The organism is Sphingobacterium sp. xlx-96 (assembly GCF_011007365.1).
In the GTDB taxonomy this organism is placed as follows: domain Bacteria; phylum Bacteroidota; class Bacteroidia; order Sphingobacteriales; family Sphingobacteriaceae; genus Sphingobacterium; species Sphingobacterium luzhongxinii.
Genome location: NZ_WFKM01000004.1, coordinates 45,737 through 67,680 on the forward strand (window position 1 = coordinate 45,737; position 21,944 = coordinate 67,680).

At 38.4% G+C, this 21,944-nt stretch carries 23 protein-coding genes and 1 pseudogene; 4 read left to right on the forward strand and 20 right to left on the reverse strand.

Features of this window, described 5'->3' with window-relative positions; translation table 11 throughout:
• Nucleotides 1-80 precede the first annotated feature (80 nt).
• The 8 genes and pseudogenes from G7B20_RS08495 to G7B20_RS08530 form a co-directional block, all read right to left on the reverse strand.
• Nucleotides 81-1,475: an MBL fold metallo-hydrolase gene (locus G7B20_RS08495; RefSeq protein WP_164110248.1), complete on the reverse strand. Its 1,395-nt coding sequence runs from the start codon at nucleotides 1,473-1,475 to the stop codon at nucleotides 81-83.
• A 103-nt stretch (nucleotides 1,476-1,578) separates the two neighbouring features.
• Nucleotides 1,579-2,373: a sulfite exporter TauE/SafE family protein gene (locus tag G7B20_RS08500; RefSeq protein WP_164110250.1), complete on the reverse strand. Its 795-nt coding sequence runs from the start codon at nucleotides 2,371-2,373 to the stop codon at nucleotides 1,579-1,581.
• Between the two features lie 202 nt (nucleotides 2,374-2,575).
• A complete protein-coding gene (locus G7B20_RS08505) occupies nucleotides 2,576-5,023 on the reverse strand; it encodes a TonB-dependent receptor (RefSeq protein WP_240452734.1) in 2,448 nt (815 codons plus the stop codon).
• Nucleotides 5,024-5,209: 186 nt separating this feature from the next.
• Nucleotides 5,210-5,623, reverse strand: a complete 414-nt coding sequence (locus G7B20_RS08510) for a YeeE/YedE family protein (protein WP_164110252.1) — start codon at nucleotides 5,621-5,623, stop codon at nucleotides 5,210-5,212.
• An 8-nt stretch (nucleotides 5,624-5,631) separates the two neighbouring features.
• Nucleotides 5,632-6,192: a YeeE/YedE family protein gene (locus G7B20_RS08515; RefSeq protein WP_240452735.1), complete on the reverse strand. Its 561-nt coding sequence runs from the start codon at nucleotides 6,190-6,192 to the stop codon at nucleotides 5,632-5,634.
• 230 nt (nucleotides 6,193-6,422) lie between these two features.
• Nucleotides 6,423-7,055 carry a Crp/Fnr family transcriptional regulator gene (locus G7B20_RS08520; protein WP_164110255.1) on the reverse strand — a complete coding sequence of 211 codons (633 nt, stop codon included), beginning with the start codon at nucleotides 7,053-7,055 and terminating at the stop codon, nucleotides 6,423-6,425.
• A 209-nt stretch (nucleotides 7,056-7,264) separates the two neighbouring features.
• Nucleotides 7,265-7,486: pseudogene (locus G7B20_RS08525) on the reverse strand (arsenic resistance protein); the annotation flags it as partial.
• Nucleotides 7,479-7,709 carry a hypothetical protein gene (locus tag G7B20_RS08530; protein WP_164110162.1) on the reverse strand — a complete coding sequence of 77 codons (231 nt, stop codon included), beginning with the start codon at nucleotides 7,707-7,709 and terminating at the stop codon, nucleotides 7,479-7,481. The pseudogene G7B20_RS08525 and the gene G7B20_RS08530, both read right to left, overlap by 8 nt.
• On the opposite strand from G7B20_RS08530, the gene G7B20_RS19675 reads away from it, so the two are divergent.
• A complete protein-coding gene (locus G7B20_RS19675) occupies nucleotides 7,618-7,809 on the forward strand; it encodes a hypothetical protein (protein WP_164110257.1) in 192 nt (63 codons plus the stop codon). The genes G7B20_RS08530 and G7B20_RS19675 overlap by 92 nt on opposite strands.
• A 103-nt stretch (nucleotides 7,810-7,912) precedes the next feature.
• Here G7B20_RS19675 and G7B20_RS08540 read toward each other — a convergent pair whose 3' ends face one another.
• On the reverse strand, nucleotides 7,913-8,176 hold the full coding sequence (locus G7B20_RS08540) for a hypothetical protein (RefSeq protein ID WP_164110259.1): 264 nt from the start codon (nucleotides 8,174-8,176) through the stop codon (nucleotides 7,913-7,915).
• A gap of 148 nt (nucleotides 8,177-8,324) precedes the next feature.
• The gene (locus tag G7B20_RS08545) at nucleotides 8,325-9,821 is read right to left on the reverse strand and encodes an FAD-dependent oxidoreductase (RefSeq protein ID WP_240452736.1); all 1,497 of its coding nucleotides are present in this window, start codon (nucleotides 9,819-9,821) and stop codon (nucleotides 8,325-8,327) included.
• A gap of 115 nt (nucleotides 9,822-9,936) precedes the next feature.
• On the opposite strand from G7B20_RS08545, the gene gltS reads away from it, so the two are divergent.
• Nucleotides 9,937-11,142: a sodium/glutamate symporter gene (gltS, locus tag G7B20_RS08550; RefSeq protein WP_164110261.1), complete on the forward strand. Its 1,206-nt coding sequence runs from the start codon at nucleotides 9,937-9,939 to the stop codon at nucleotides 11,140-11,142.
• A gap of 80 nt (nucleotides 11,143-11,222) precedes the next feature.
• On the opposite strand, the gene G7B20_RS08555 is transcribed toward gltS, so the two are convergent.
• The gene (locus G7B20_RS08555) at nucleotides 11,223-11,516 is read right to left on the reverse strand and encodes a hypothetical protein (RefSeq protein ID WP_164110264.1); all 294 of its coding nucleotides are present in this window, start codon (nucleotides 11,514-11,516) and stop codon (nucleotides 11,223-11,225) included.
• A gap of 402 nt (nucleotides 11,517-11,918) precedes the next feature.
• A complete protein-coding gene (locus G7B20_RS08560) occupies nucleotides 11,919-12,596 on the reverse strand; it encodes a YceI family protein (RefSeq protein WP_164110266.1) in 678 nt (225 codons plus the stop codon).
• A 194-nt stretch (nucleotides 12,597-12,790) separates the two neighbouring features.
• Between G7B20_RS08560 and G7B20_RS08565 the strand changes: the two genes are divergently transcribed.
• A complete protein-coding gene (locus G7B20_RS08565) occupies nucleotides 12,791-13,156 on the forward strand; it encodes a winged helix-turn-helix transcriptional regulator (RefSeq protein WP_164110268.1) in 366 nt (121 codons plus the stop codon).
• Between the two features lie 71 nt (nucleotides 13,157-13,227).
• On the opposite strand, the gene G7B20_RS08570 is transcribed toward G7B20_RS08565, so the two are convergent.
• From G7B20_RS08570 to G7B20_RS08605, 8 genes are all read right to left on the reverse strand, one after another.
• Nucleotides 13,228-13,422: a hypothetical protein gene (locus G7B20_RS08570; protein WP_164110270.1), complete on the reverse strand. Its 195-nt coding sequence runs from the start codon at nucleotides 13,420-13,422 to the stop codon at nucleotides 13,228-13,230.
• 153 nt (nucleotides 13,423-13,575) lie between these two features.
• Entirely contained in the window at nucleotides 13,576-13,812 is a 237-nt protein-coding gene (locus G7B20_RS08575) for a hypothetical protein (RefSeq protein WP_164110272.1), read from the reverse strand.
• Between the two features lie 498 nt (nucleotides 13,813-14,310).
• Nucleotides 14,311-15,270: a transporter gene (locus G7B20_RS08580; RefSeq protein WP_164110274.1), complete on the reverse strand. Its 960-nt coding sequence runs from the start codon at nucleotides 15,268-15,270 to the stop codon at nucleotides 14,311-14,313.
• Complete coding sequence (locus G7B20_RS08585; RefSeq protein WP_164110276.1) at nucleotides 15,267-17,000, reverse strand: amidohydrolase; 1,734 nt, start codon at nucleotides 16,998-17,000, stop codon at nucleotides 15,267-15,269. The genes G7B20_RS08580 and G7B20_RS08585 overlap by 4 nt, the downstream gene beginning before the upstream one ends.
• Before the next feature lie 573 nt (nucleotides 17,001-17,573).
• Entirely contained in the window at nucleotides 17,574-18,320 is a 747-nt protein-coding gene (pstB, locus tag G7B20_RS08590) for a phosphate ABC transporter ATP-binding protein PstB (protein WP_164110278.1), read from the reverse strand.
• The gene (gene pstA / locus G7B20_RS08595) at nucleotides 18,310-19,167 is read right to left on the reverse strand and encodes a phosphate ABC transporter permease PstA (RefSeq protein WP_164110280.1); all 858 of its coding nucleotides are present in this window, start codon (nucleotides 19,165-19,167) and stop codon (nucleotides 18,310-18,312) included. Before pstA ends, pstB begins: the two co-directional genes overlap by 11 nt.
• On the reverse strand, nucleotides 19,157-20,047 hold the full coding sequence (pstC, locus tag G7B20_RS08600; RefSeq protein ID WP_164110282.1) for a phosphate ABC transporter permease subunit PstC: 891 nt from the start codon (nucleotides 20,045-20,047) through the stop codon (nucleotides 19,157-19,159). Before pstC ends, pstA begins: the two co-directional genes overlap by 11 nt.
• 31 nt (nucleotides 20,048-20,078) lie before the next feature.
• Nucleotides 20,079-20,942 (reverse strand): substrate-binding domain-containing protein, encoded by an 864-nt coding sequence (locus G7B20_RS08605; protein ID WP_240452737.1) that lies wholly within the window; start codon nucleotides 20,940-20,942, stop codon nucleotides 20,079-20,081.
• A gap of 466 nt (nucleotides 20,943-21,408) precedes the next feature.
• Here G7B20_RS08605 and G7B20_RS08610 point away from each other — a divergent pair, with 466 nt between their 5' ends.
• The gene (locus tag G7B20_RS08610; protein ID WP_164110283.1) at nucleotides 21,409-21,897 is read left to right on the forward strand and encodes a hypothetical protein; all 489 of its coding nucleotides are present in this window, start codon (nucleotides 21,409-21,411) and stop codon (nucleotides 21,895-21,897) included.
• Nucleotides 21,898-21,944 lie beyond the last annotated feature (47 nt).

Here is a 21,944-nt window from a genome sequence, read left to right on the forward strand (position 1 = left end):
ATCTAAAATTTAATGACCTGTAGGTGCTCTAGCCTCGCTAAAGCACCTGGATAAATCTCAATCTATATATCATTTCGCACCTAGTGCTTTACTATAGATTTTCCGTTAGTTGTCCACTCTTTCATACCTCCTGCATAATTTCTTACCGATTTGAAACCATATTTTTTCAACAATGAATAGGCTATTGTAGAGCGGTCTCCTGCCTGACAGTGGACAACTATATCCTTAGATTGATCTATTTTATCCAAGTTAGAAACTAAATTCCCGACAAATGCATGCATAGCGCCCTCAATATGTCCAGCCTCAAATTCTTTCTCATTACGCACATCCACGACCAGTACATTGTCTTCTCGGATCGCCGACTCAAATTGATCCATATCGATGACATCCACAGTTTGTAGATCGATTCCTAAATTTTCACCGACATCTATAAAGCCATAGATGTTGTCCAATCCAATGCGCATCAGTTTGCGCGTGAGATCTTCCATTGCTGACGCTTCGGCAATAAGCACAAAAGGAACATCATAACTTACTATCCACCCCATCCAGTTGGCAAATGAATTGTTTCCTTGGATATTCAATGTATTCGGTAAATAGCCTTTAGCAAACGCTACTTTATTCCGTGTGTCAATAATCAACATGCCTTCTTGATAAACTTTCAAGAACTCTTCTCTTGACAACTTCTTATGCTGAGGTACGCTGGTCAACAAGGGTCTATCCACTTTATTCAACTTTTTCATCATCGCAAAGTATTTAGGTGCCTCTGGCTGACCATCCAACAGATCTTTTGTAAATGACGCTTCGTTGTCGCTGTATTGCAAAGCCCAGTTCCTTATTTTTTCATAACCTACAGTGGAACTAGGCACAGCACCCAATGCCTTACCACAAGCAGAACCTGCACCGTGACCTGGCCATACTTGTACATGGTCCGGTAAACTCATAAAGTATTTGATCGAATCAAACAATTGCTTTGCTCCTTTCTCTTGTGTTCCGATCATACCTGCGGCTTTCTCTAGCAAATCAGGTCTACCTACATCACCCACAAAAACAAAGTCTCCTGTGAACAACATGATAGGCTCAGAAGTTGCCGGATGATCCGTCAGCAAGAAGCTGATACTTTCAGGAGTATGACCTGGTGTATGTAAGACTTCTAACGTCAGATTTCCTAAGGTAATCACGTCACCATGTTTTAGGCCGGTGTGCGCAAACTCATATTGCCAATCAGCACCACCTTCATCAGAAAGCAATAACTCAGCGCCTGTCAAGGCTACCAATTCGCGAGATCCACTCAAGAAATCTGCATGAATATGCGTTTCAGTTACTTTGGTGATTTTTAAATCATTTTGAGCAGCAATTTCTAAGTAAGTATCTATATCGCGTTTAGGATCGATTACGATAGCCTCTCCTTTCGCCTGACATCCGATAATATAACTTGCTTGTGCTAATGTCTTGTCGTATACGTGTTGAAAAAACATACTATTTAAATTTTAATGGTTTACTATTCTATTATTTATTGATACAAATTTCGGAATTGGGTGATGACCTATCAGCTACTTTTGTTACACAAGGGAATAGGTGTTAAAACCAGATTTCTTTAACAAGAATATATATCCCCATAATCAAGACGAACACACCAAAAGCGGGCTTTAACTTATCGCTATTGATGAATTTTGTAAGGTACGAACCGATAAAAATCCCAACGATAGACAATGATGTCAGTAGTAAAAGAAATGTCCAGTTTAATTGCGTGTGCCCCAATTCTCCTGTAAATCCTATTAGTGATTTGGCGGCTATGATTACTAGAGACGTTCCAACAGCTTCTTTCATCGGTAACTTGGAAAATAAAACCAAAGCTGGAATAATCAAAAATCCTCCTCCGGCACCTACAAGCCCGGTCAATACGCCTACAAATGATCCTTCCAACAGAATCATAGGGTAATTAAATTTTTGTGGCTCTATAGACTTCTTGACCTCGGACTTCTTCTCTTTCAGCATCGTATAGGCCGCCACGACCATTAATACAGCAAAAAGAACCATCAGGAAAATATCCTTGGTGACTTCGAATCCAGCGAGCGTAAATAAACTGTCAGGAATCGTGGTTAAGATGTATTTTCGCGTCAAAAAGACCGCAACTATGGAAGGTATTCCAAAAACTACTGCAGTCTTTATATTCACTAAACCTTTCTTGAAGTAGGTAACGGAGCCCACAATACTGGTCGTACCCACGATAAATAAGGAATAGGCAGTAGCGGTAACGGGTAAAATACTAAAAAGATAGACCAAAACGGGTACGGTAAGAATGCTACCTCCACCACCGATCAATCCCAATAAAACTCCGATCAAAATGGATGCTATATATCCAACAATTTCCATGACTATTTTAATTTGCTGATACAAAGGTCAGGAAGAGTGAGCGGGACTACAGTCACATTTGTTACATAGCAAGATATTGTGCAGTCAAAAAATCACTATTTCGGTCGAAAAGTAATTTCATGATCCGCCAGTTGGCGGATCGGTTTGACACAAAAAAACCTATCCGACAGGGGATGTGACATAGGATCTTTGGATAAAGCAATTAAAACTCTTTTTCACCGAATTCACTTTTCGGCAATCGGAGTATATTATTTAGTTTCTTGATGTTGAAATTCAGATTGAGCAAAATGATATTCTTTTCGTACACATAGTTTGTAGTGGTGAAAAAATCATTTGCATAGGTTGTAATGCGTTGTTCATTAACACCCCAATTTCCCAACTCTATATTCTTCCATTGGACTTGCGCTGTTACGGCTCCTTGATAAAAAGATTTTGACAAGCTAAAATTGGGGGTTATAAATCGACTGTCTATGCCCTGTAAAGTAGGCCGATCACTCAAATAATTGACATCAACTGCAGCAGTCCATTGACGAGGTAAGTTTAGCATACCCGAAGCATTAATAGCGTAAACCCAATCCGAATTTTTGTAGGCGTTTACATAGTCCAACACCGCTCCTTCTATCTTATAATTATAGGTATTTGCACCCAATAGTAGTTTAAGTGATGAAGTAGGTTTCCACTCTCCACCCACTTCTAACCCATAACGTCTTGCATAATCAGCATTGGTAAATACACGATGAAGAATGGTATCCGCATACACCGAATTAATACGTTGGATAGGGTTTTTACTATGTTGATAGTACACATTAGAGAATAGAAGACCCTGCATAAACTTTTTAATAACTCCAGTTTCAAAATTAGTAACAAACTCAGGCAGTAACTCGGCATCGCCACGTTCCAATGTCTCTGAATGCTCTCGTTCCGGAATGGGATTTAACTCGAAATTATTATTTCGCTGCACCCTTCTTGACGCAGACATTTTCAACTCCCAACCTTTATCTAGCTTGTGTTTGATATCAAAACTAGGATAAAGTTGATGCGTCTGATAAGGGTATTCTTCTTTAGCATCTACCAATAATACGTCACGCTTGTAGAATTCATAACGAAGCCCCAAGGCAATATTGGTATTAGTGTATGAACGATTAAACTGAGAGAATAAAGCATGAACGATATTTTCTGCATTCATCTTACCGGAAAACTCCGGGATAAGTTCAAAATCTCGCTGTCCGTATTCCCTGCCGAGATATCTGAAATCCCCTCGCTGACCATCTCTACGAATTTGGTAGCCGGAGATCAGCTCGGAATTGTCACTTAATTTAACCTGATGCTGTGCTGAGGCTCTTACACCGTTCAGTGGATTGGTGTATGTATTTCGAGTCCATTGGATAGTATCATTTCCATTCTCAATATTTCCATTATTGGTGGAGCCATATATGTCTGCGTGTTCATATACCAAACCAATATCAAGACTGTGCTTTTTATTTAGAGACAATTGATAATTCAAATCCACTAGATAAAATTTTCCCTGTTTGTTCTGTAAGTTTGGATTGAAGTATCGTAGCCGATGAATGGTAGATCCATCGATTGTAGATATAGATTGATTATTATAGTAAATATCAGCTACTCTATCTTGAAATTTCTTCGACGCTAAAAAACCAAGTTGGATTTTTTGATTGTCGGCAAACTGATAAGTCGTATTTAGCCGTGCGCCATAGTTATATTTATCAAAACTTCGTTCTCCTTGTGAAGGAAACATTGTCTTTTTGTCTCCAATAATAGTATACACATACCCATCACGAAAACCGGCATTGTCATTTCGCAAATAATTTAACGAGCCCTGAATATCTAGTTTATTCCTTTTGTACTGGAACGATATATCCGAACCAAATCGCTTCTGCCTTTCTAAATTGTCGTAATCGTCTATACTTGGTAAGCCATATTGAAGATTCATCAACCAGGCGAAACCATCACTTGATGGCTTATTTGTTTTGATGTTAATCATTCCTCCCTTTCCATCGGGGTCGTATTGAGCACGGGGACTGCTGATAAATTCGACTTCCTTTACATCATTTGCCGATACCTGGTTCAAGATAGTCTGTGCATCTAACAGCGTCGGTGTACCATTAATAAGGACTATTAAACCTTTATTACCTCTTACCAATAATTCACCGTTACCATCTAAGGTTATGGATGGCAAGTTTTTAATAATATCTAAAGCAGTACCTCCTACCGCAGATTTGTACTGATTTGCTTGATAAACCTGTTTATCACTTTGATGCTGTTGACCACTATTTGAAGCTATGACATTCACTTCATTAATCTGTTGATGTCCAGAAATGAGAAATATATCGCCTAAATCGTGCTTTCTGTTTTTTAATAGTTGTACTGTTGTGTCCTTTTGAGTATACCCAATAAATTTAATGCTTAATACATAGGAACCGGATTTTAATTTTTTAAGATCAAATTCACCCGCATCATTACTCATCGCCCCAACAATTAATTTTTTATTTTCATCAAATAATGAAATACTGGCGTCTGCGATACGCGCCTTTGAAGCGGACTCTTTAATTGTTCCGGACAAGCTAATGTCTTGAGCGGAAGCATACATAAAACTGAATAGAAAGGCAAATATAAAATGTGCTTTTTTCACGGTGGTTTAGATTAAGTTCAAATATACTGGATGAACTTCGGATGCACTAAAATAATATAAATATAACCACACATTATTCAAATCTACCCTGTTTTCACATCCCAAGACGTTAATATTATAACAAAAAGGCGAACTAAATTGATTAGTCCGCCTTCTGATTATATTAAAACTGCCGTGAATAAAGTCTTAATGAGGCAATTTATCTTTTAATAATCCATAAATCCATGTCCCTAATAAAGCGCTTGCCAATACGACTAATATAGGTGAATAACCAGCTCCTGTTAAGACAAATATTGGACCTGGACATGCACCAGCTAATGCCCAACCTAACCCAAAAATCGTACCTCCTACCCAATAGCGAGTAATCGACTTTTCTTTATCCGCTATTACAATAACTTTATTATCTATATCTTTTACTTTCTTTCTCTTTATAATTTGTACCAATACCATACCTGTTGCTAAGGCAGTCCCCATCAGTCCAAACATATGAAAAGATTGAAAATTAAACATTTCATAGATTCTAAACCATGATGCGGCTTCAGATTTGAACATTAATATCCCGAAGAATACCCCAACAAGTAAAAATAATATATTTCTCATGTTAAAAATTAGAATAAAAGTGGAAAAATAAGGTGAATCATAATGATACCACCAACGAAGAAACCGATTGTTGCAATCAATGAGGGTAACTGTAAATTACTAATCCCTGAAATAGAATGACCAGATGTACATCCTCCTGCATAACGAGCACCAAAACCTACTAAAAGGCCACCGATAATCAGTAATGCCAGTATTTTTGGATCACTAAAAGCTTCATCGCCAAAAATCTCGGTAGGCACATAATCTTTTCCAGCACTTTGAATCCCCATGGCCTCCAGCTGTGTGATTGTTTTAGGGTTGAGCTCTGGTGATTGACCTGCTCCCAAATAATTTGAAGCGATAAACCCACCAACAACGGCCCCTAATACAACCAATAGATTCCACTTTTGGCTTCGCCAATCAAACTTAAAAAATGACGCCGTCTTATCCGCTCCACACATCGTACAAATAGTACGCAGGTTTGACGACATACCAAAGCTCTTTCCTAGATACAGCAATATAAACATCGTGATCGCTATAAGGGGCCCACTTACATACCAAGGCCAGGGTGACAAAATTATTTCCATCATCAATTAATTTTAGACAAAGGTCTTGAACTTTTTTTATACTATCAGTTACTTTTGTTACATAAGAAATATCCATGCTCCACAGGCTGCATAAACACGATTGATCACAAAGCAGCATGTGCGCCATTTAAGATCAAAAATATGCATAATATAGTTTGGATCCGAGAGCTTGTGGATCATGAAATAACTATACACTTATGATTAAAGCCTTACAAATTTATAAGGCTTTAAAATTATTTGAGAAGAATCTCGATACTATTCCGGTTAAGCTTTATCCGGCCTTCTTTTTCCAGGACTTTCAATAGCCTAGATACAACTACCCGCGAAGTATTCAATTCTTTGGCAATATCTTGATGTGTCTTATATACTATCGTACTATTTTCTATTTTGCTCTTTTCGAATAGGTAATTTAAAAGTCGATCATTCATATCCATAAAAGCAATGGTATCTATTGCATTAAGTAGTTCGTTGAAGCGATTATTATAGCTTTCAAATACAAAAGCCATCCAACTTTTGTATTTACCGATCCATTCCGATATCTTTTGGACAGGAATCATCAAAATAACACCTGGCACTTCACCTATTGCACGTATTTCACTTTTCTTTCCTCCCAAACAACAAGTCATTGTCATCGCACATGTATCACCACGTTCTAAGTAATAAAGTAACAATTCGCCGCTATCATAGTCTTCACGCATTACTTTTATCGCGCCAGACAACAGCAAGGGCATAGTTTTAATATACTGATTGTAATCTATCAACACATCTCCTTCTTTGAACTCCATTGCCTTAGACACCTGAAGAATCTCTTCTATAAGATTTTCCTCAAATATGTCTCCATATGTCTTTATTAGTAATTCTTCCATAACTTCATAACATGTTTAAACAAACATAAGTATACTAGAACCTCTCTTTTGTAACTAAAGTTACCAAACTACATAATTTTTTTTTAGAAAAATAATAGGATTAAAATCGATTGATCCGAAATATCACCAAAAAAATTAATGAATTGCTGACTTACCAGATATTTATCGACCTGTGGTATGGCTAATCCATACTTTTGAGAAAACTCTTGTTAGCCATGGTACCTACGTCGGAACCAAAGGCTGGTTCTTACTAAAAGAATTAAGACTGGTACTTCAATCAGCGGTCCTATTACCCAAAAAAATGCTTGTGGAGAATGCACCCCAAAAACGGCTATTGCTACTGCAATCGCTAATTCAAAATAATTACCGGTAGCCGTAAATGCTATCGCAGCGTTCTTGTGGTAATCGACATTCATGGATCTGTTAATAAAAAGCAAACAAAGAACCGGATTCAGCAACTTCATTATTGGCAATATCTAGCTGATCAATAATATATCCACTCTTATCTAATGTAACTAAAGTGGTAATAAGTTCATGCTCGCCATCACGATAGGTAATAACTATGGCATGGAAATTTTCGGAAAACGACACTTTAAATCCTAACCTAAAATATTCGGCATTAGTATTGGATGCTTGGAATGATATTATTTTCATCTGTTGTGACCTCCGTGGTTACCCCGGTTTACCAGCACCGTTCGATGACCTGCACAACAATTCCTATACCGAGGCTCGAGATCACCGTAAAACCCAATAAATGAAGCCTCTTCTCCTGTCCTAAACAAGTAATTCCCTCAAATTTGCGAAACCAAATAGCTGTACTTATTTTTAAATAAAGTGGACTAGAAATCGGACATCTATTACTCCTCCAAATAAACTTGATGTACGACAAATCTAATAGGGGCACTAGATAGTAACATATCATCCACATCTTCCGAATCTATCGGATAAAGCGTCTCGTTTGCTCCGGCATCTAAAAGTTCGGAGTCTGGAATCAACTCATAAAAAGTAACCCCATCTACGGATGACAACTCTTCAACTTTGACATAAGATACCTCTTGAAGCTTCCAGACAGCTAAAATCTCTTTGGAAAATATTCTATAAGGGTTTGTTTGCGCTGACATAAGCGCAAATTAACGAAAAAGATTGCTTACCACAACAAATCCCCTTAACGCTCCCATATATTCAACAAAATGAAATCTAAAAAGATGATGCCTTAATCTGAACATTGGGAAAATCTAACCGATGTTATTTCTATCGGATCTATACTTTTTAGCCATGCTGTTCCAGGGTATGACAGGCATTCTTAAAACATGTTCCTCTGGGCCGATCTCCTTCCTGCAATACCAACTCGGAATGAAGAAATTGGGCTGCATCTGCCGAATCTTTAACCTTAGGAGCACTGCGCTCAAGCATTTTTTCTTCGAATTCGGCTAAAATATGAGCCCTGACATCTATATTTTTCCAAGATAGATATTGACATCCGCTGTAGATTGCCCTAGCCAATGCGAGCGCATCTAATAAAGCCTGATTGGCGCCCTGGCCTTTGAATGGACTCATCGGATGAGCTGCATCCCCAATCAGCGTCGCTATGCCCGAGTTTTGTAATGAGCCTAGATCTAATAACTCCCGGTCATAAACAGGATAACCTGAAATCTGTTCTTCGGGAGTATTATTTATAATCTGAGGAACAGGATCGTGCCATGGTGTCCTACGACAGGCTTCTTCTTTGAGAGCTTTTGGACCCCGCCCACTTAGTTCCTTTGCATCGCTTTCTAACATAGGAAAACTAAGTTGCCACATAACCGAATCGGATGTATATGGCATCATATAAATACGTTCATTGCCATTGGCCGTCTGGAATACTGTTGCTGAATCCAAAAGCGGACTTTCTACTGATTCGATAGCAGACAAGGGACATATCCCCAATATCACAATACACCCAAGATAACGCAGTGGTTTGATTTTATCTCCGATCAACAACCTCCTTACTATACTACGGATGCCATCAGCGCCAACTAACATGTCCGCAGTTGCCTGCTTTTTACTTCCATTCACAAGAAAGTGTAATTCTATTTCCTTATTTTCTGTTTGTTTAAAATCAATTAACTGATGCCCCCATTTTACCGATTCAGGTCCTCCTAATTGCTTTAGGAGCGCCAACCGCAAAGATTGACGTGCAATGTGCACATTACTGCGCTTCGGAGAATATCCTGAGGCTGAGCTCTTCCACTTTCGGACCCCCCATTCACCAATCACTTTTCCAGTTGTCGTATGAACAACATGCCTTGTTGATACGACTCCTTTATCCAAATACGAGATCCCAAATCCATCAATCACCTTGCTAGCTTGCTGCAACGTCAATCCATATCCCTGCGAACGTGCATCAAAATTATTGTCACGTTCATATAAAGTAAAGGGAATTCCCCTGTGCAGACAAGCTACCGCAAGCGCAACACCGCCTATACCACCACCTATAATTGCCACATGCGGATATTTTTCTTCATAAGCTAAACTTGGATGAATGGAAGGTATCAATCCAGAACCACTACAATCTGGACATGTATATAGATGCCCTTTGGGGCGCAAAGGTTCTACTCGCCCGCCTTTCATCTTTTCGTATTGAGCCAATTCTGATTGATAGCGGAGCTTGGCCTTTTTTGTGAGACGTCTACTTTTCTTACCACGTCCCTGACATCCAGGACAAATAGCCCAATGGTCCCCCTTTGTCTCCCACATCCTCTGACCTTCCTTACTAATATTCGGCATATATAATTATAAAACAACGTATAATAAAATTCAAATTTAAGACAAAAGGATGAAGTGACAATTAATTAGTACTTTTACATTCCACTTATTTTTCAACGCAAGTAAAAAAAATTATATGGTTTTCGGATTATTTGAGACACTCACTTCTGCTTGTTTAGTACTTCTTTTGGGTTTTTATGTCGTAAAAAAAGTAAAGTTCTTTCAAAATTATAATATACCTGAGCCTGTCGTCGGTGGCTTTTTAGTTGCTATCTTGCTTTATTTAGCGTATCACTTTTATGGAATAAGCTTTCAATTTGATGGATCATTACAGACCTCAATGATGTTGATTTTCTTTTCGTCTATTGGTTTAAGCGCTGACTTTGCGAAGCTAAAAAAAGGTGGAAAACCCTTACTAGTATTTATAGGTATCACGGGCACCTTTATTTTTCTTCAAAATGCCTTTGGCATATCCGTCGCCAAATTAGTGGGATTAGACCCTAGCTATGGCCTTATCGCCGGATCGATCACACTTACAGGTGGGCATGGTACAGGCGCTGCGTGGGCAGAAAACCTAACCAGCACCTTTGGAACAGAAGGAGCAATGGAATTAGCTCTAGCTTGCGCAACTTACGGATTAGTGATGGGAGGAATAATTGGTGGTCCAGTTGCTAAGTTTTTACTTCGAAAGAGTAACATATTTCCTTCTGCTCAGATCAAGTCAAATATTGCTCCACCAAAAGAAGCCTTTGAATACCCCGAATCGAAACGTCGCATGAATGTACGGAACGTAATTGAAACGTTGACTATGCTTGCTACCTGCGTAACAATAGGTCAAATATTGTATACTATTATGAAGGGAACTTCTTTTGAACTTCCAAACTTTGTATGGAGCCTATTAATTGGTGTTATTATCCGCAATATTCTATCCCGTACAACAACATATATCGTCAACGATCATGCTGTCGATGTCTTAGGTAATACAGGTTTATATTTGTTTTTGACCATAGCGTTGATGTCGCTGCAACTCTGGCAACTTTCAGGCTTAGCGACACAGGTACTAATTATATTACTCTTGCAAACATTGATGATGATTTTCTTTGCAATATTTGTAACATATCGGGTGATGGGAAAAGATTATGATGCTATTGTACTCGCTGCGGGGCACTGTGGATTCGGATTGGGAGCTACACCTACTGCAATAGCCAACATGCAAGCTATTACGGATAGATATGGTCCATCGCACAAAGCTTTCTTAATCGTTCCTATGGTAGGAGCATTTTTTGTAGACCTTATAAACAACGTATTCATCAACCTATTTGTGAACCTCTTAATTCAGTAAATGAGTTCAATTTAACACAAATTAAGAGGTGCTGGGGATTAGTCGCCTTTAGATTGCCTACACCTATAAATCATAATATTTTAAACTTTTGCTTTTTGAAAAACAAAAGCTTCGTAAACTCCGGTGGCGCTATCATACATAATATTATCCAAAAAGCGATCGAAATAACCTAGTGATTCGGAATCATTTCGTAAGACCTGTCCTTTGAGTACGATCCACTCAGAAAGAAAATAAGGCGTGTGATGGTAAAAATCCTGCTCTTTAATAACAGCATCAACCATTTCGTAAGCCTCTTTGACGGCCAAAGGATTTACATCTTTAGCAATATTTACTCGAATCTCTTCGAGAAAAGTGTAAATTCTGTGTTTTTCCATCACACAATACCTATTTATATATTTTAATTAAACCTTTTATCTCACCCCAGAATACCAAAAATTATCATCTTTACTTCTAATAACGAAATCATCACATCACGGAAAGCACTTGTATCAATAGCGCAAAAGTAATCTAAAAAAGGAAAATTCGGCTATTAATAAGCAGCTAATTCTAGTATTGCAGTTCCTATAAATAGGATAAAGAAATGAAATCCAAACTTGACACGATAAAGTACAGAAGTTTCTAACAGTATAGCACTCCGATAGTCAATGCCAACAACCCTGTGGATGTGCGTACCAAGAATGTATTGATACAGCCCCGAATATAGTTAAAGGAAAGCGCCGATGATGTTCAAAAGTAGCATCATCGGCGCTTTCCTTTAATATCCTAGAAATCTCTTCTTACTTCTTTTTTGCGTCGGCAGAAAGCTCAATATCTACATTTTGAGCAATCATCCAGTCTTTAGCATCACCTTCTGTACCGTAAGTCAATCCCCAGTTCTGCCTGTTAATAGTAAATTTGGAAAAGATGTTTATACCATTGGCATCAACAGTAATTTTTGCTGGGAAGGTGACATTTACTGTCTTATCTTTAATCGTTAAGTTTCCACTTATAGTGTTATTTGCTCCTTCGACAACGCTCGTAGTTGTTCGATCGAACGCAACAACCTTTGTTATTTCGAATTTGGCAGTAGGATACTTACCAACATCAAAAAAGTCTTCATTTTTCAAATGTGCATCTAGATCATTCGAAGTCTTTCCTCCTGAAATAGCTGGATCTACCGAAGTACTATCCGTAAGAAGAGAATGTATGTCTATTGTAAATGTTCCTCCTGTTACTTCGTTTCTTTCTGCAGTAAGGATACCTTCACTCTTTAGGATACCAAATCTAGGATTAAGTCCTCCCTTATGAAATCCTGTCCATTTCAACGTACTATTAGCAGCATCGAGTGTATAAGTATCCCCCTTTTGTTCCGCAATCTCTTGTGTTTCTGCTGTCGCAGCTTTGTCTCCTGATGGTCCTTGGCAAGAAAAGAATAAAATGGTTGAAGCAACGCTTAAAATTGTAATTTTTTTCATTTTTCTATGTTGTTTTTTTAAAAAATTCATCAAAACAGAATGTCCTATAACTTAAAAAAGAAATCTGCCTTTCATCCTGCAAATGTAGCACCAACAAACTATACAATTGATATTACTTTCCGATTGGAAAGTAGTATCCTATTGGAAACTATCTTTTGCTTTACTAATTTTGCATAAATAAAGACTTATTTGTAATGAAAAAAGATACCACAAGATACTCTTCTGAAATTTGTAAAGTAAGGACATTAGCTATCAGAGATACCATGGAAATATTGGCTGGAAAATGGAAATTTCACATTCTAGGCACCTTAATGATAGTCGACAAACTCCGTTTTATGGAATTGCTACGGGAAGTTAACGGTATTGGAGCTAAGATGTTATCCAAAGAACTTCAGGATCTCGAGTTGAACCAATTGATCAAAAGAACTGTCTTGAATACGAAACCTATTACCGTAGAATACGAAATAACAGAATACGGTCGCACCCTGGGCCCGATCATCGACGAAATCGCCAAGTGGGGAATAGATTACCGAAATACCCTTCACTGTAAAAGCTCATAATCTAAACATTTCGTTTATTCATATCTTCCTCCGTTGTGAACCGCACTCTAAAAGGACTCTTTGGTGCACTCCTATATTTTTTTCAGTATGTCTTTTACAGTACGATCTCTAATTGCATAATACTTTGGAAAGACCATCTCAATACCCGCTTCATGAAATACATACATAATGTGTTTATGTAGCTCAAAATAGATAATAGCCTGCTTATGGAGATGCTTCGTATAAGCATTGACTTGAATTAAGAAAGAGCGCATGTAAGTCAACATTAGCCCCGCTACTATTTTACCCGAGAGCTCCTGCTGAACTTAAGGCGAATAACACACCGATAAAGACTAAAGTCCCCTGAAATATAAACAACTCTGAGCCGGGCAAATATGAACACAAAAAAAGCTAGAAGCAACACCCTTAAGATATGGTAACTAGGCATAGCCAAATTCCGGATGAAAACTGTTAATCACCAATGAACGACTTTCTAGCTGCTGGGCAAACCCTATTGAGGTTAACAATCGGCTAAGGCTATGTTCATCCCGATATTGGTTTATAGCATCAGCTATACGCGATCGATAGGTTTCAATCAATTCGCTCGCTTCTTTATTTGCCCATATGGCATCTTGCTCATTAACACTAAGAATAATCTGATCTCGCCACAGCAACAACCAATTCCCCCCTGTTTGTTAAATGATCAAAGAAGCTGTCTTAAATTCAAAATTGACTTCCAATTGCTGGATACATTCTGTGCAGTAACTGCAGCACGCTCCTTTGCAGAGCAGCTAACTATCGCGTTAAAAATAAGTAAATAGGATATCTGCAAAAGGAGCAACCGGTACGACTTTATTAATATTTCTTAAGTAATCGACCTTAAGCCACTTTTTAGCAATCAACAAAGGATCTTTACTCCTAAGGAAGTTTAACTCTTCGACGAGCTTTTGTTGTTTCGTGAGTATTAGTGAGTCTAGAGGAAAGTATCTGACTTTCCAGGTAAGTCTCCTCCGAATCGAATCCTAGCTTTGCTGACGACGAATCTCTTGCAATTTGCTTTCTCCTTGAGAAAGATTTTTTTGTCACAGAGTTCTGTTTGGAACCCTTTTCCTCCTGCTGTGCAAAGTCTACTAAAAGACCATAATATTAAACACTTAAAAAATAAACGATAAAACTTAATGGGGAGATGTAGATATCAATATATTGAACCCTGTTTGAAAAGCAATACCACCAAATCTGCTCTCCGTAGAAAAGTTCTGGGTCACACGAGCCATGGCACCAACTTTTTTTGGAACAATCCAATACGAAACAAAGCCACCGATCCCAGCTATCTTATCAGATAAAAAACTTCCCGTATTGCCTTTATCATCAGATATCTGTTGCGTATAATGACCAAAAACACCAACTTCGTCACCACGTGAACTCAAAAGATACGTGCCGCCACCATCAACAGTAAGATGACTTCCCTCTTTGAAATCGGTATCTTTTTGCCAATGATTTATCTCCAAAGTTGCTGCTAACGTGATACCGACTTTTCCAATAGGTTTATATTTTGCAGCTCCCCGAATATTCTGAGACCAGTAACCATGTCCCCCGTTATCTAGACTATTAGGTTCGTATTTTCCTGTAGGTGCCCATACCCCATAATTTAAAGCATATTGCATTTTATTCTGCTTCCAGGAAAGCCATACCGGCTGAATATACATATCGCCGATACCAAGGCTTTTATTGGTAAATGTATAATTGCCTGATCCAGTTTGTTGGGTATAATAGTCCAATGCAATGCTAGCAGTAGGACTATTAAGCGTAGGTATGATCATCATCCCCCAATCCGCCCCTAAAATTTTACCTTTCCCACCATAAATGGCCATTAGGATAAATGAATGTGTTTTGACATTTTGCTTGATATTTAACGTAGTGGGGTTTCCCGGTACGGGATTAATAAGTTGGTCAGACTTTTCACCCACCTTATTGTAATAATCCATATTAGCAAATCCATACCAAACTGGAATAATAATACCAGCATGAGGTGCAAAGTAGTCATTGGGATTAAAGGAAGATCCATTATAATGTCCTTGCCCATAAGTGCTCTTAAGAATTATCAAGGCTGCGGCTAGTAATATTAATGCTCTCATAGTCTTTCGCGTTTGAATACGGTATTACCTTCTTTTATGGTTTCCATAACACGTATAGACCTTAGTGCTTTGGGATCAATGGTTAAAGGATTCTGATCCACTATAATGAGATCGGCCAACTTACCCGACTGCAGTGATCCTTTCTTATCCTCTTCCTGATATTGGTAAGCAGCATTTATCGTAACTGCTTTTAGCGCATCCCATACGCTTATCCTTTGATCTGCCCCAAGAATCATTCCCGAGCGTGTTGTCCTATTGACAGAGGCGAAGATGTCCATCCATAAATCCGGCGGAGTGACAGGAGCATCATGGTGCATAGTGAAAAGCACACCTTCTCTTTTCGCAGCCCCAACAGGACTTATAAAAGCGGCACGCTCTGGTCCAAATACGCTTTGGTAATGCCAATCTCCCCATAAATACACGTGCGATGAAAAATAAGAGGGAATAACTCCCAATTTCTTTATTTTCGCTAAATGATCGGGGCGACTATTCTGTACATGTATTAAAGTAGCCCGCATCTCTGGTTTATAAACACCTTCCTCTTTAAGCTTTCCGATTACCCGAATGGCCTGGTCTATCGCCGCATCACCATTGACGTGGAGTTGAGCCGTAATTCCTTTTGAAAAAATAGTCTTCAGATCAGCGTATAATGATTCGTCTGTAAAAATAGGAAATCCTTTATAGTCTTTGGTCTGGCCCTCTGGTGGGATCAAATAAGGCTGAGTAAGCCATGCGGTCTTACCTTGAGGAGAACCGTCATCCGAAAATTTAAAGCCGCCCAACTTCAACCTATTTTCGTAACGCATGTATTCTTTTGCCAAGACCTCCCAATCCTTTTTATTTGCTTCAAAATCCGGAAAGTAAACGATATCTGCCTTTAATATCTTTTTTACTGCAGCCTCTTTTAATAAATCTAGCCCGACTCCCATTGTACGCCCATCGCAAATTGTTGTTTGACCATAACTTAGCCATTCATCTTGAGCAGCAATAAAATTCTTTAACTCATCTGACAAGCTATCCGTCTTTGTCGGTTTAGGCAGCAACCTAGTCAACTTCATCAACGCCTGAAAACTAGCATTTTCCTCCATTTTACCGTTCAGCAGTTGAGTTTTTGAATCCCTACCATAATGTCCTCCTTGCGGATCTTTAACATCTTCATTAATCCCTAACAACTCGAACATCGCTGTATTCGCTACGCTGGCATGTCCCGAAGCGTGAACGATAATAATAGGATGGGTCTGACTAATGGCATCCAATTCGCTCCTTGTAGGATGTCGGTGCTCGCTCATAATAGCATCATCATAACCATTACCTAATATTGGAGCTTGTCTGGGTAACTTCTTTTCTAAAATATAGTTCTTGATAGCTTCTTGTAAAAGAGGTATGTCATCTACCGCTCCGTAGGGACTAGGAGACAAATCCACAGCTTGGGACATTCCCACCCGGGAAGTTATATGACTGTGAACATCGATAAGACCAGGCAACATAGTTTCACCTTTTAAGTCAACTTCTAATGTACCTTTTCCTGACCATTTGAGTGCTTCAGCTTTTTCGCCGACAAAAACAATCTTCCCATCTTTCACAACGAGAGCTTCCACCTCTGGACGCGAATCTTCCATTGTTAAAATAGGTCCACCAAAATAAATTGTATCCCCCTCTTTGGGGATCGAGTTACAACCGATCGTGGTTAAAAGTAATACGTTTGATATTATACATAAGAAATTTCTCATAATCTAATGGGTTGCGATTACATTAACTCAACAACAATTATAGGCTACAATTGTTTGGATATAACTAGCTATCTATACAAAGTGATCTGAAAATAGATGAAAAGTAAATTTTCGATCAACACTACGCCTCCACTCACCAACGGACAATCGTTGCTATTTGACAAAGATTCTGAAGCCCAAACATACAGCCGAATTATACCTTTTATAGTGATAAACGCCAACAAGAGGCAAAGATTTCAAAAGGATTCATCCTACAGAAGAATACGGCTAAGCTATCATTGCAAATGTTATCCTAATAACAAACAACTATTTACTAACAGCCAGTCCTGTAATAGGGTTGGAATTATTAGTAGACTTTCAAGGTAAAACCACTAACAAGATCATGTAAAAAGACCGGATATATCGAATAACGTATGTTAAAAATCCTTTCAGACAGAATAGATTATCTTTTGGCTTCAAAAAGTATTTGTCGCTGAAATATAAAGCGTGTAATCTGTCATATTAATCAGAGTACACGCTTCAGCATGATCCAAAAGTAGATCTCAAAGTCGGATTCTAACGTACCCCTACCCGCTAGCCAAAATTACCATTAATGTAATTTAATGTCATTTCATTTTTTGGTGCATTGAATATCTGACTCGTTGGCCCTTCTTCCTTAACTTCTCCCAAATACATAAAAACTGTTTTATCTGCAATCCGCTGCGCCTGTTGCATGTTATGCGTGACAATTACAATCGTATATTTCTCTTTTAAGTGCGATATCAGTTCTTCAATCTTTAAAGTACTAACAGGATCCAATGCAGAGCAAGGTTCATCCATTAAAATGACTTCAGGACGTAAAGCTACTGCTCGAGCAATGCAAAGTCGTTGCTGTTGCCCTCCCGAAAGTCGTGTTGCCGGCATTTTTAAATCATTCTTAACTTCATCCCACAAAAACGCTTCTCTAAGTGCTTTCTCTATAACGTCCTTTCCGTGCGGGAGATTATTAATTTTTAAGCCATATGCGATATTCTCAAATATACTCTTTGGAAACGGATTAGCTTTTTGAAAAACCATACCTATTCGCTTTCTAATCTCTGTAACAGGAATAGTTCTGTCATAAAGGTCTAGATTTTCTAATTTGAGCGTTCCTGTAATCTTAGCATCAGGAGAAAGATCATGCATACGGTTAAAGCTCCGTAACAATGTGCTCTTGCCGCATCCAGACGGTCCTATTAGGGCTGTAATTTCATTTTCTTGGAATGAAACATTGATCTTTTTCAAGACTTCCTTAGCTCCAAAACTTATCTCTAGATTTTCTGCAGATAACTTAGTTTTCATTTTTCCTGTATTTGTAACGTATATAGAAAGCTGTCAAGTTTAATAAAAAGACAACAATAATTAATACCAACGCTGTACCATAAGCAATAGGCCGCACCTCCTCTATCGATTGATGTTGAGTAGATAACATGTATAAATGATAAGGCAATGCCATAAACTCATTGTTAACAGCTCCCCCTAATCCATTAATGTAAAATGCAGCGCCCGTAAATAAAATGGGGGCAGTCTCTCCTGCCGCTCTTGATAATGTGAGTACTACGCCCGTTAAAATGCCAGACATCGCCGATGGAAGTACAACATCTTTTATTGTTTCAAACTTGGTAGCCCCCACTGCCAAAGCTGCTTCACGCGTACTTGCCGGAATACGCATCAGTGCTTCTTCTGTCGTAGTAATGATATAAGGCAATGATAATAAACCTAAGGTAAGTCCTGCCGCTAACATCGAGGTTCCAAATTGCAGAGCCTGAACGAACAAAGCTAATCCAAACAAACCATAGATTATTGACGGAACTCCAGATAAATTACGTATGGCTGCACGTATTATACGATTCAACCAATTGTCTTCAGCATACTCATTTAAATAAATGGCACAACATACACCGAAAGGAATGGAGAACAATGCCGTCAACAACGTAAGCAATACCGTTCCCAAAATAGGGGTCAGAATCCCTCCTTTAGTCATCCCTTCTCGCGGTACGTCAACAATAAACTCCCAAGATAACGTGCCCGTTCCTTTTGCTATAATTTCCCAAAGGATAACAATCAGAAAAAAACAAACAAGCCCTGTACACAATAGCAATGTACCCCATTCAACTATCGATGTAAAATTAAACTTTCTAAGCTGCATGATATTTTCTAAAACGGTTAATAAAAAATTCGCCAACCAAATTGGCTATCAATGTCATAAAAAAGAGAACGGTAGCAATCGCATACAACGCAAAATAATGTGTTGTACGATAAGGCACTTCCCCCATTTCAATAGCGATAGTTGCTGTCATCGTCTTCACCGAGTCAAACATTCCTTCGGGTAGTAAAGAAGCATTTCCTGTGGCCATAAGTACGGTCATTGTTTCGCCTATAGCACGTCCCACACCCAGCATCACAGCAGCGATAATTCCTGGAGCTGCAGCAGGAATGATCACTCGGCACAATGTCTGCCACTTGGTGGCTCCTACGCCGTAGCTAGCTTCTTTATAAGTCTTCGGAACAGCATGAATAGCATCTTCAGCTACTGTAATAATTGTTGGCAAGGCCATAACAGCTAGAAGAATTGCCCCGTTCAATGCATTCAAACCATTAGGTAGACTAGCAAGATCGGCTATACCTGGCCCCACTAGGACAATACCCAAGAAACCGATAACTACAGACGGAACCGCTGCTAACATCTCGATAACAGGCTTTAAAATGTTTTTTAATCGGGGACTGGCATACTCCGCTATAAAAGCTGCAGTACCTATACCCAACGGGATCGCAATCAACATTGCTCCGAAGGTCACTAACGTCGTACTTAATATCAAAGGTAGCATGCCGTATTTCGGAGTCTTGCCTGTTGGATTCCATTCCATTCCAGTAATAAAATCTAAAGGCTTCACATCCAAAAAGAACGAAAATGAATTGTACACAAGCATGGCCAATATTCCACCCAATGCTGCCAGTACAAGCAGCCCTGTAATTTTGAAAATATACTTGAATGCTACATCCAGGGATAATCGTGTTTTATACTTCATTAGAATATATTATGTCTTTTAGATACAAAGACTACTTGTCTTTAATATAATAACCATGTTCCTTAATCATTTTCTTGCCTTTATCACTTTGTTCAAATTCAATGAAAGGCCGCACCTTATCCCAAGAACGCTCTATTACAAACTGATATAAAGGACGTTGAAAAAAATACTTATTATTATTAATGGCCTCAAGGTCATTCGGCGAATAGGCAATAGCTGTCGGACTCTCTTTTATCTTGACAAGTCGTATCCCTTGCTTACCCGCTGGATCCTCAGACAAGTAACCTGCACCAATATACCCCACTCCTGACTTATCCACCTTAACACCTTCGATAATCTGGGCATTGCCTGTCATTTCCTTAGCAGCAGGTGAAAATTCAATTTTGAGCTTCTTCTTCACAAAAGAATAGGTGCCCGAACTACTTTGCCTTCCATAGATATTAATCGGCAAATCTAGAGGCGTCAATTCTTTCCAGTTTTTAATTGTCCCATCCAGAATCTTTCCTAAAGTTTCTAGATCCAACTCTTCCAACGGCAGGTCTTTATGAACAATAAAAGCCGTAGCATCTTCCGCAAAGACCACTGTCTTAATCGGTATATTCTTATCCTTGAACTGTTGGATTTCTTCTTCAGATAATGGACGCGAAGAGTTCGCTATATCTGCCTGCCCATTTAACAATGAGGTAATACCCAATCCAGATCCCCCTCCCGATATAGCAATACTAAAACTAGGGTCAATTTCCGTAAATTTCTCAGCGAGATTAACCGCTAAATTCACCTCTGTGTCCGACCCTTTCATTTTTATCGAATGGTCTTTAGGAGAACAACTATTAACGATAGTCAATACCAGAATTCCCCAAGCGCCAAAAATGGTATGTCTGATTCTTTTCATCATCACAAAAGTGACACTTTAATATAAAGAAAATTTTAATAACATGTTAAGTCAGTGTTAAGCAGCTTACTTTGTGTTAAAAAAATGTAAAAAAAACATTAAATGAATTAAATTTAATATCACGATTTCATTGGGTCACACTACACAATCTCGATACTGTAATCATAGAATAAAAGACAGTCTTATCTCATTGACTTTTTATGGGATATCATCTCCAATAGTATAAATAAAAATTAAGTTAAGTCGTGCTAAGAATACTAAAATATCTCTATCAGGCCATAGTCAAAGGCTACGCAAGAAATTTCCCTGCTATAAAGCTGCATCTCCAAAGACTTAGAAAAACAAAATACAGCTTTACTTGTTCATTTTGTAACAACCGCCTTTTTTTATTTAATTTATAATAATATTTAAATATCTTTTTCGCTTATATTTAAAAAATATTAATCTATTAATAATCAATGAATAGAGCATGAAAACACCTCAGAATATATTCTTTAAAACGGCTTCTGTTTTGCTATACCTATTATTAGCGTCCTGTAATAATCAAACCGACACTAAATCACGTACAGTTCCTACACAACAATCTCCTTACAGCGATAGTAGCAATACAGATGCCCCCTTATGGGAGTATGATTATCAAGCAGATACACTTATCCGTATCGATTCTAATCAAAATATTCTTCATTCTATTGACAAAGCAATAAGCATAATTAATAAAAGCTATGAAGGTAAAGTCAATTTAAAGTTTGTTGGACAAAATACAGATACCCTAATCGTTAAAATAGAACAATCACAGTTTTTAACAGAACAGATGGGATCCGCCGGTGCCCGTGCATATTTGGCATTAGCCACTTTCACTTTGACAGAACAAACGGGAATAAAATATGTGACTTTTGATTTCCAGGAAGGGGATCATGCCTCCCCGGGTACCTATAATCGACTCTCCTTTAAAAACTAAGTCACCAGCTATCCAAATTACAACAGAAACAATATTTAAATTACTAG

What these genes read in the sequence shown, in the direction of transcription:
- G7B20_RS08495 (WP_164110248.1), bottom strand. Translation starts at nt 1,475, where the DNA reads ATGTTTTTTCAACACGTATACGACAAGACATTAGCACAAGCAAGTTAT.
- G7B20_RS08500 (WP_164110250.1), bottom strand. Translation starts at nt 2,373, where the DNA reads ATGGAAATTGTTGGATATATAGCATCCATTTTGATCGGAGTTTTATTG.
- G7B20_RS08510 (WP_164110252.1), bottom strand. Translation starts at nt 5,623, where the DNA reads ATGAGAAATATATTATTTTTACTTGTTGGGGTATTCTTCGGGATATTA.
- G7B20_RS08515 (WP_240452735.1), bottom strand. Translation starts at nt 6,192, where the DNA reads ATGATGGAAATAATTTTGTCACCCTGGCCTTGGTATGTAAGTGGGCCC.
- G7B20_RS08520 (WP_164110255.1), bottom strand. Translation starts at nt 7,055, where the DNA reads ATGGAAGAATTACTAATAAAGACATATGGAGACATATTTGAGGAAAAT.
- G7B20_RS19675 (WP_164110257.1), top strand. Translation starts at nt 7,618, where the DNA reads ATGGCATGGAAATTTTCGGAAAACGACACTTTAAATCCTAACCTAAAA.
- G7B20_RS08530 (WP_164110162.1), bottom strand. Translation starts at nt 7,709, where the DNA reads ATGAAAATAATATCATTCCAAGCATCCAATACTAATGCCGAATATTTT.
- G7B20_RS08540 (WP_164110259.1), bottom strand. Translation starts at nt 8,176, where the DNA reads ATGTCAGCGCAAACAAACCCTTATAGAATATTTTCCAAAGAGATTTTA.
- G7B20_RS08545 (WP_240452736.1), bottom strand. Translation starts at nt 9,821, where the DNA reads ATGCCGAATATTAGTAAGGAAGGTCAGAGGATGTGGGAGACAAAGGGG.
- gltS (WP_164110261.1), top strand. Translation starts at nt 9,937, where the DNA reads ATGGTTTTCGGATTATTTGAGACACTCACTTCTGCTTGTTTAGTACTT.
- G7B20_RS08555 (WP_164110264.1), bottom strand. Translation starts at nt 11,516, where the DNA reads ATGGAAAAACACAGAATTTACACTTTTCTCGAAGAGATTCGAGTAAAT.
- G7B20_RS08560 (WP_164110266.1), bottom strand. Translation starts at nt 12,596, where the DNA reads ATGAAAAAAATTACAATTTTAAGCGTTGCTTCAACCATTTTATTCTTT.
- G7B20_RS08565 (WP_164110268.1), top strand. Translation starts at nt 12,791, where the DNA reads ATGAAAAAAGATACCACAAGATACTCTTCTGAAATTTGTAAAGTAAGG.
- G7B20_RS08570 (WP_164110270.1), bottom strand. Translation starts at nt 13,422, where the DNA reads ATGTTGACTTACATGCGCTCTTTCTTAATTCAAGTCAATGCTTATACG.
- G7B20_RS08580 (WP_164110274.1), bottom strand. Translation starts at nt 15,270, where the DNA reads ATGAGAGCATTAATATTACTAGCCGCAGCCTTGATAATTCTTAAGAGC.
- G7B20_RS08585 (WP_164110276.1), bottom strand. Translation starts at nt 17,000, where the DNA reads ATGAGAAATTTCTTATGTATAATATCAAACGTATTACTTTTAACCACG.
- pstB (WP_164110278.1), bottom strand. Translation starts at nt 18,320, where the DNA reads ATGAAAACTAAGTTATCTGCAGAAAATCTAGAGATAAGTTTTGGAGCT.
- pstA (WP_164110280.1), bottom strand. Translation starts at nt 19,167, where the DNA reads ATGCAGCTTAGAAAGTTTAATTTTACATCGATAGTTGAATGGGGTACA.
- pstC (WP_164110282.1), bottom strand. Translation starts at nt 20,047, where the DNA reads ATGAAGTATAAAACACGATTATCCCTGGATGTAGCATTCAAGTATATT.
- G7B20_RS08605 (WP_240452737.1), bottom strand. Translation starts at nt 20,942, where the DNA reads ATGATGAAAAGAATCAGACATACCATTTTTGGCGCTTGGGGAATTCTG.
- G7B20_RS08610 (WP_164110283.1), top strand. Translation starts at nt 21,409, where the DNA reads ATGAAAACACCTCAGAATATATTCTTTAAAACGGCTTCTGTTTTGCTA.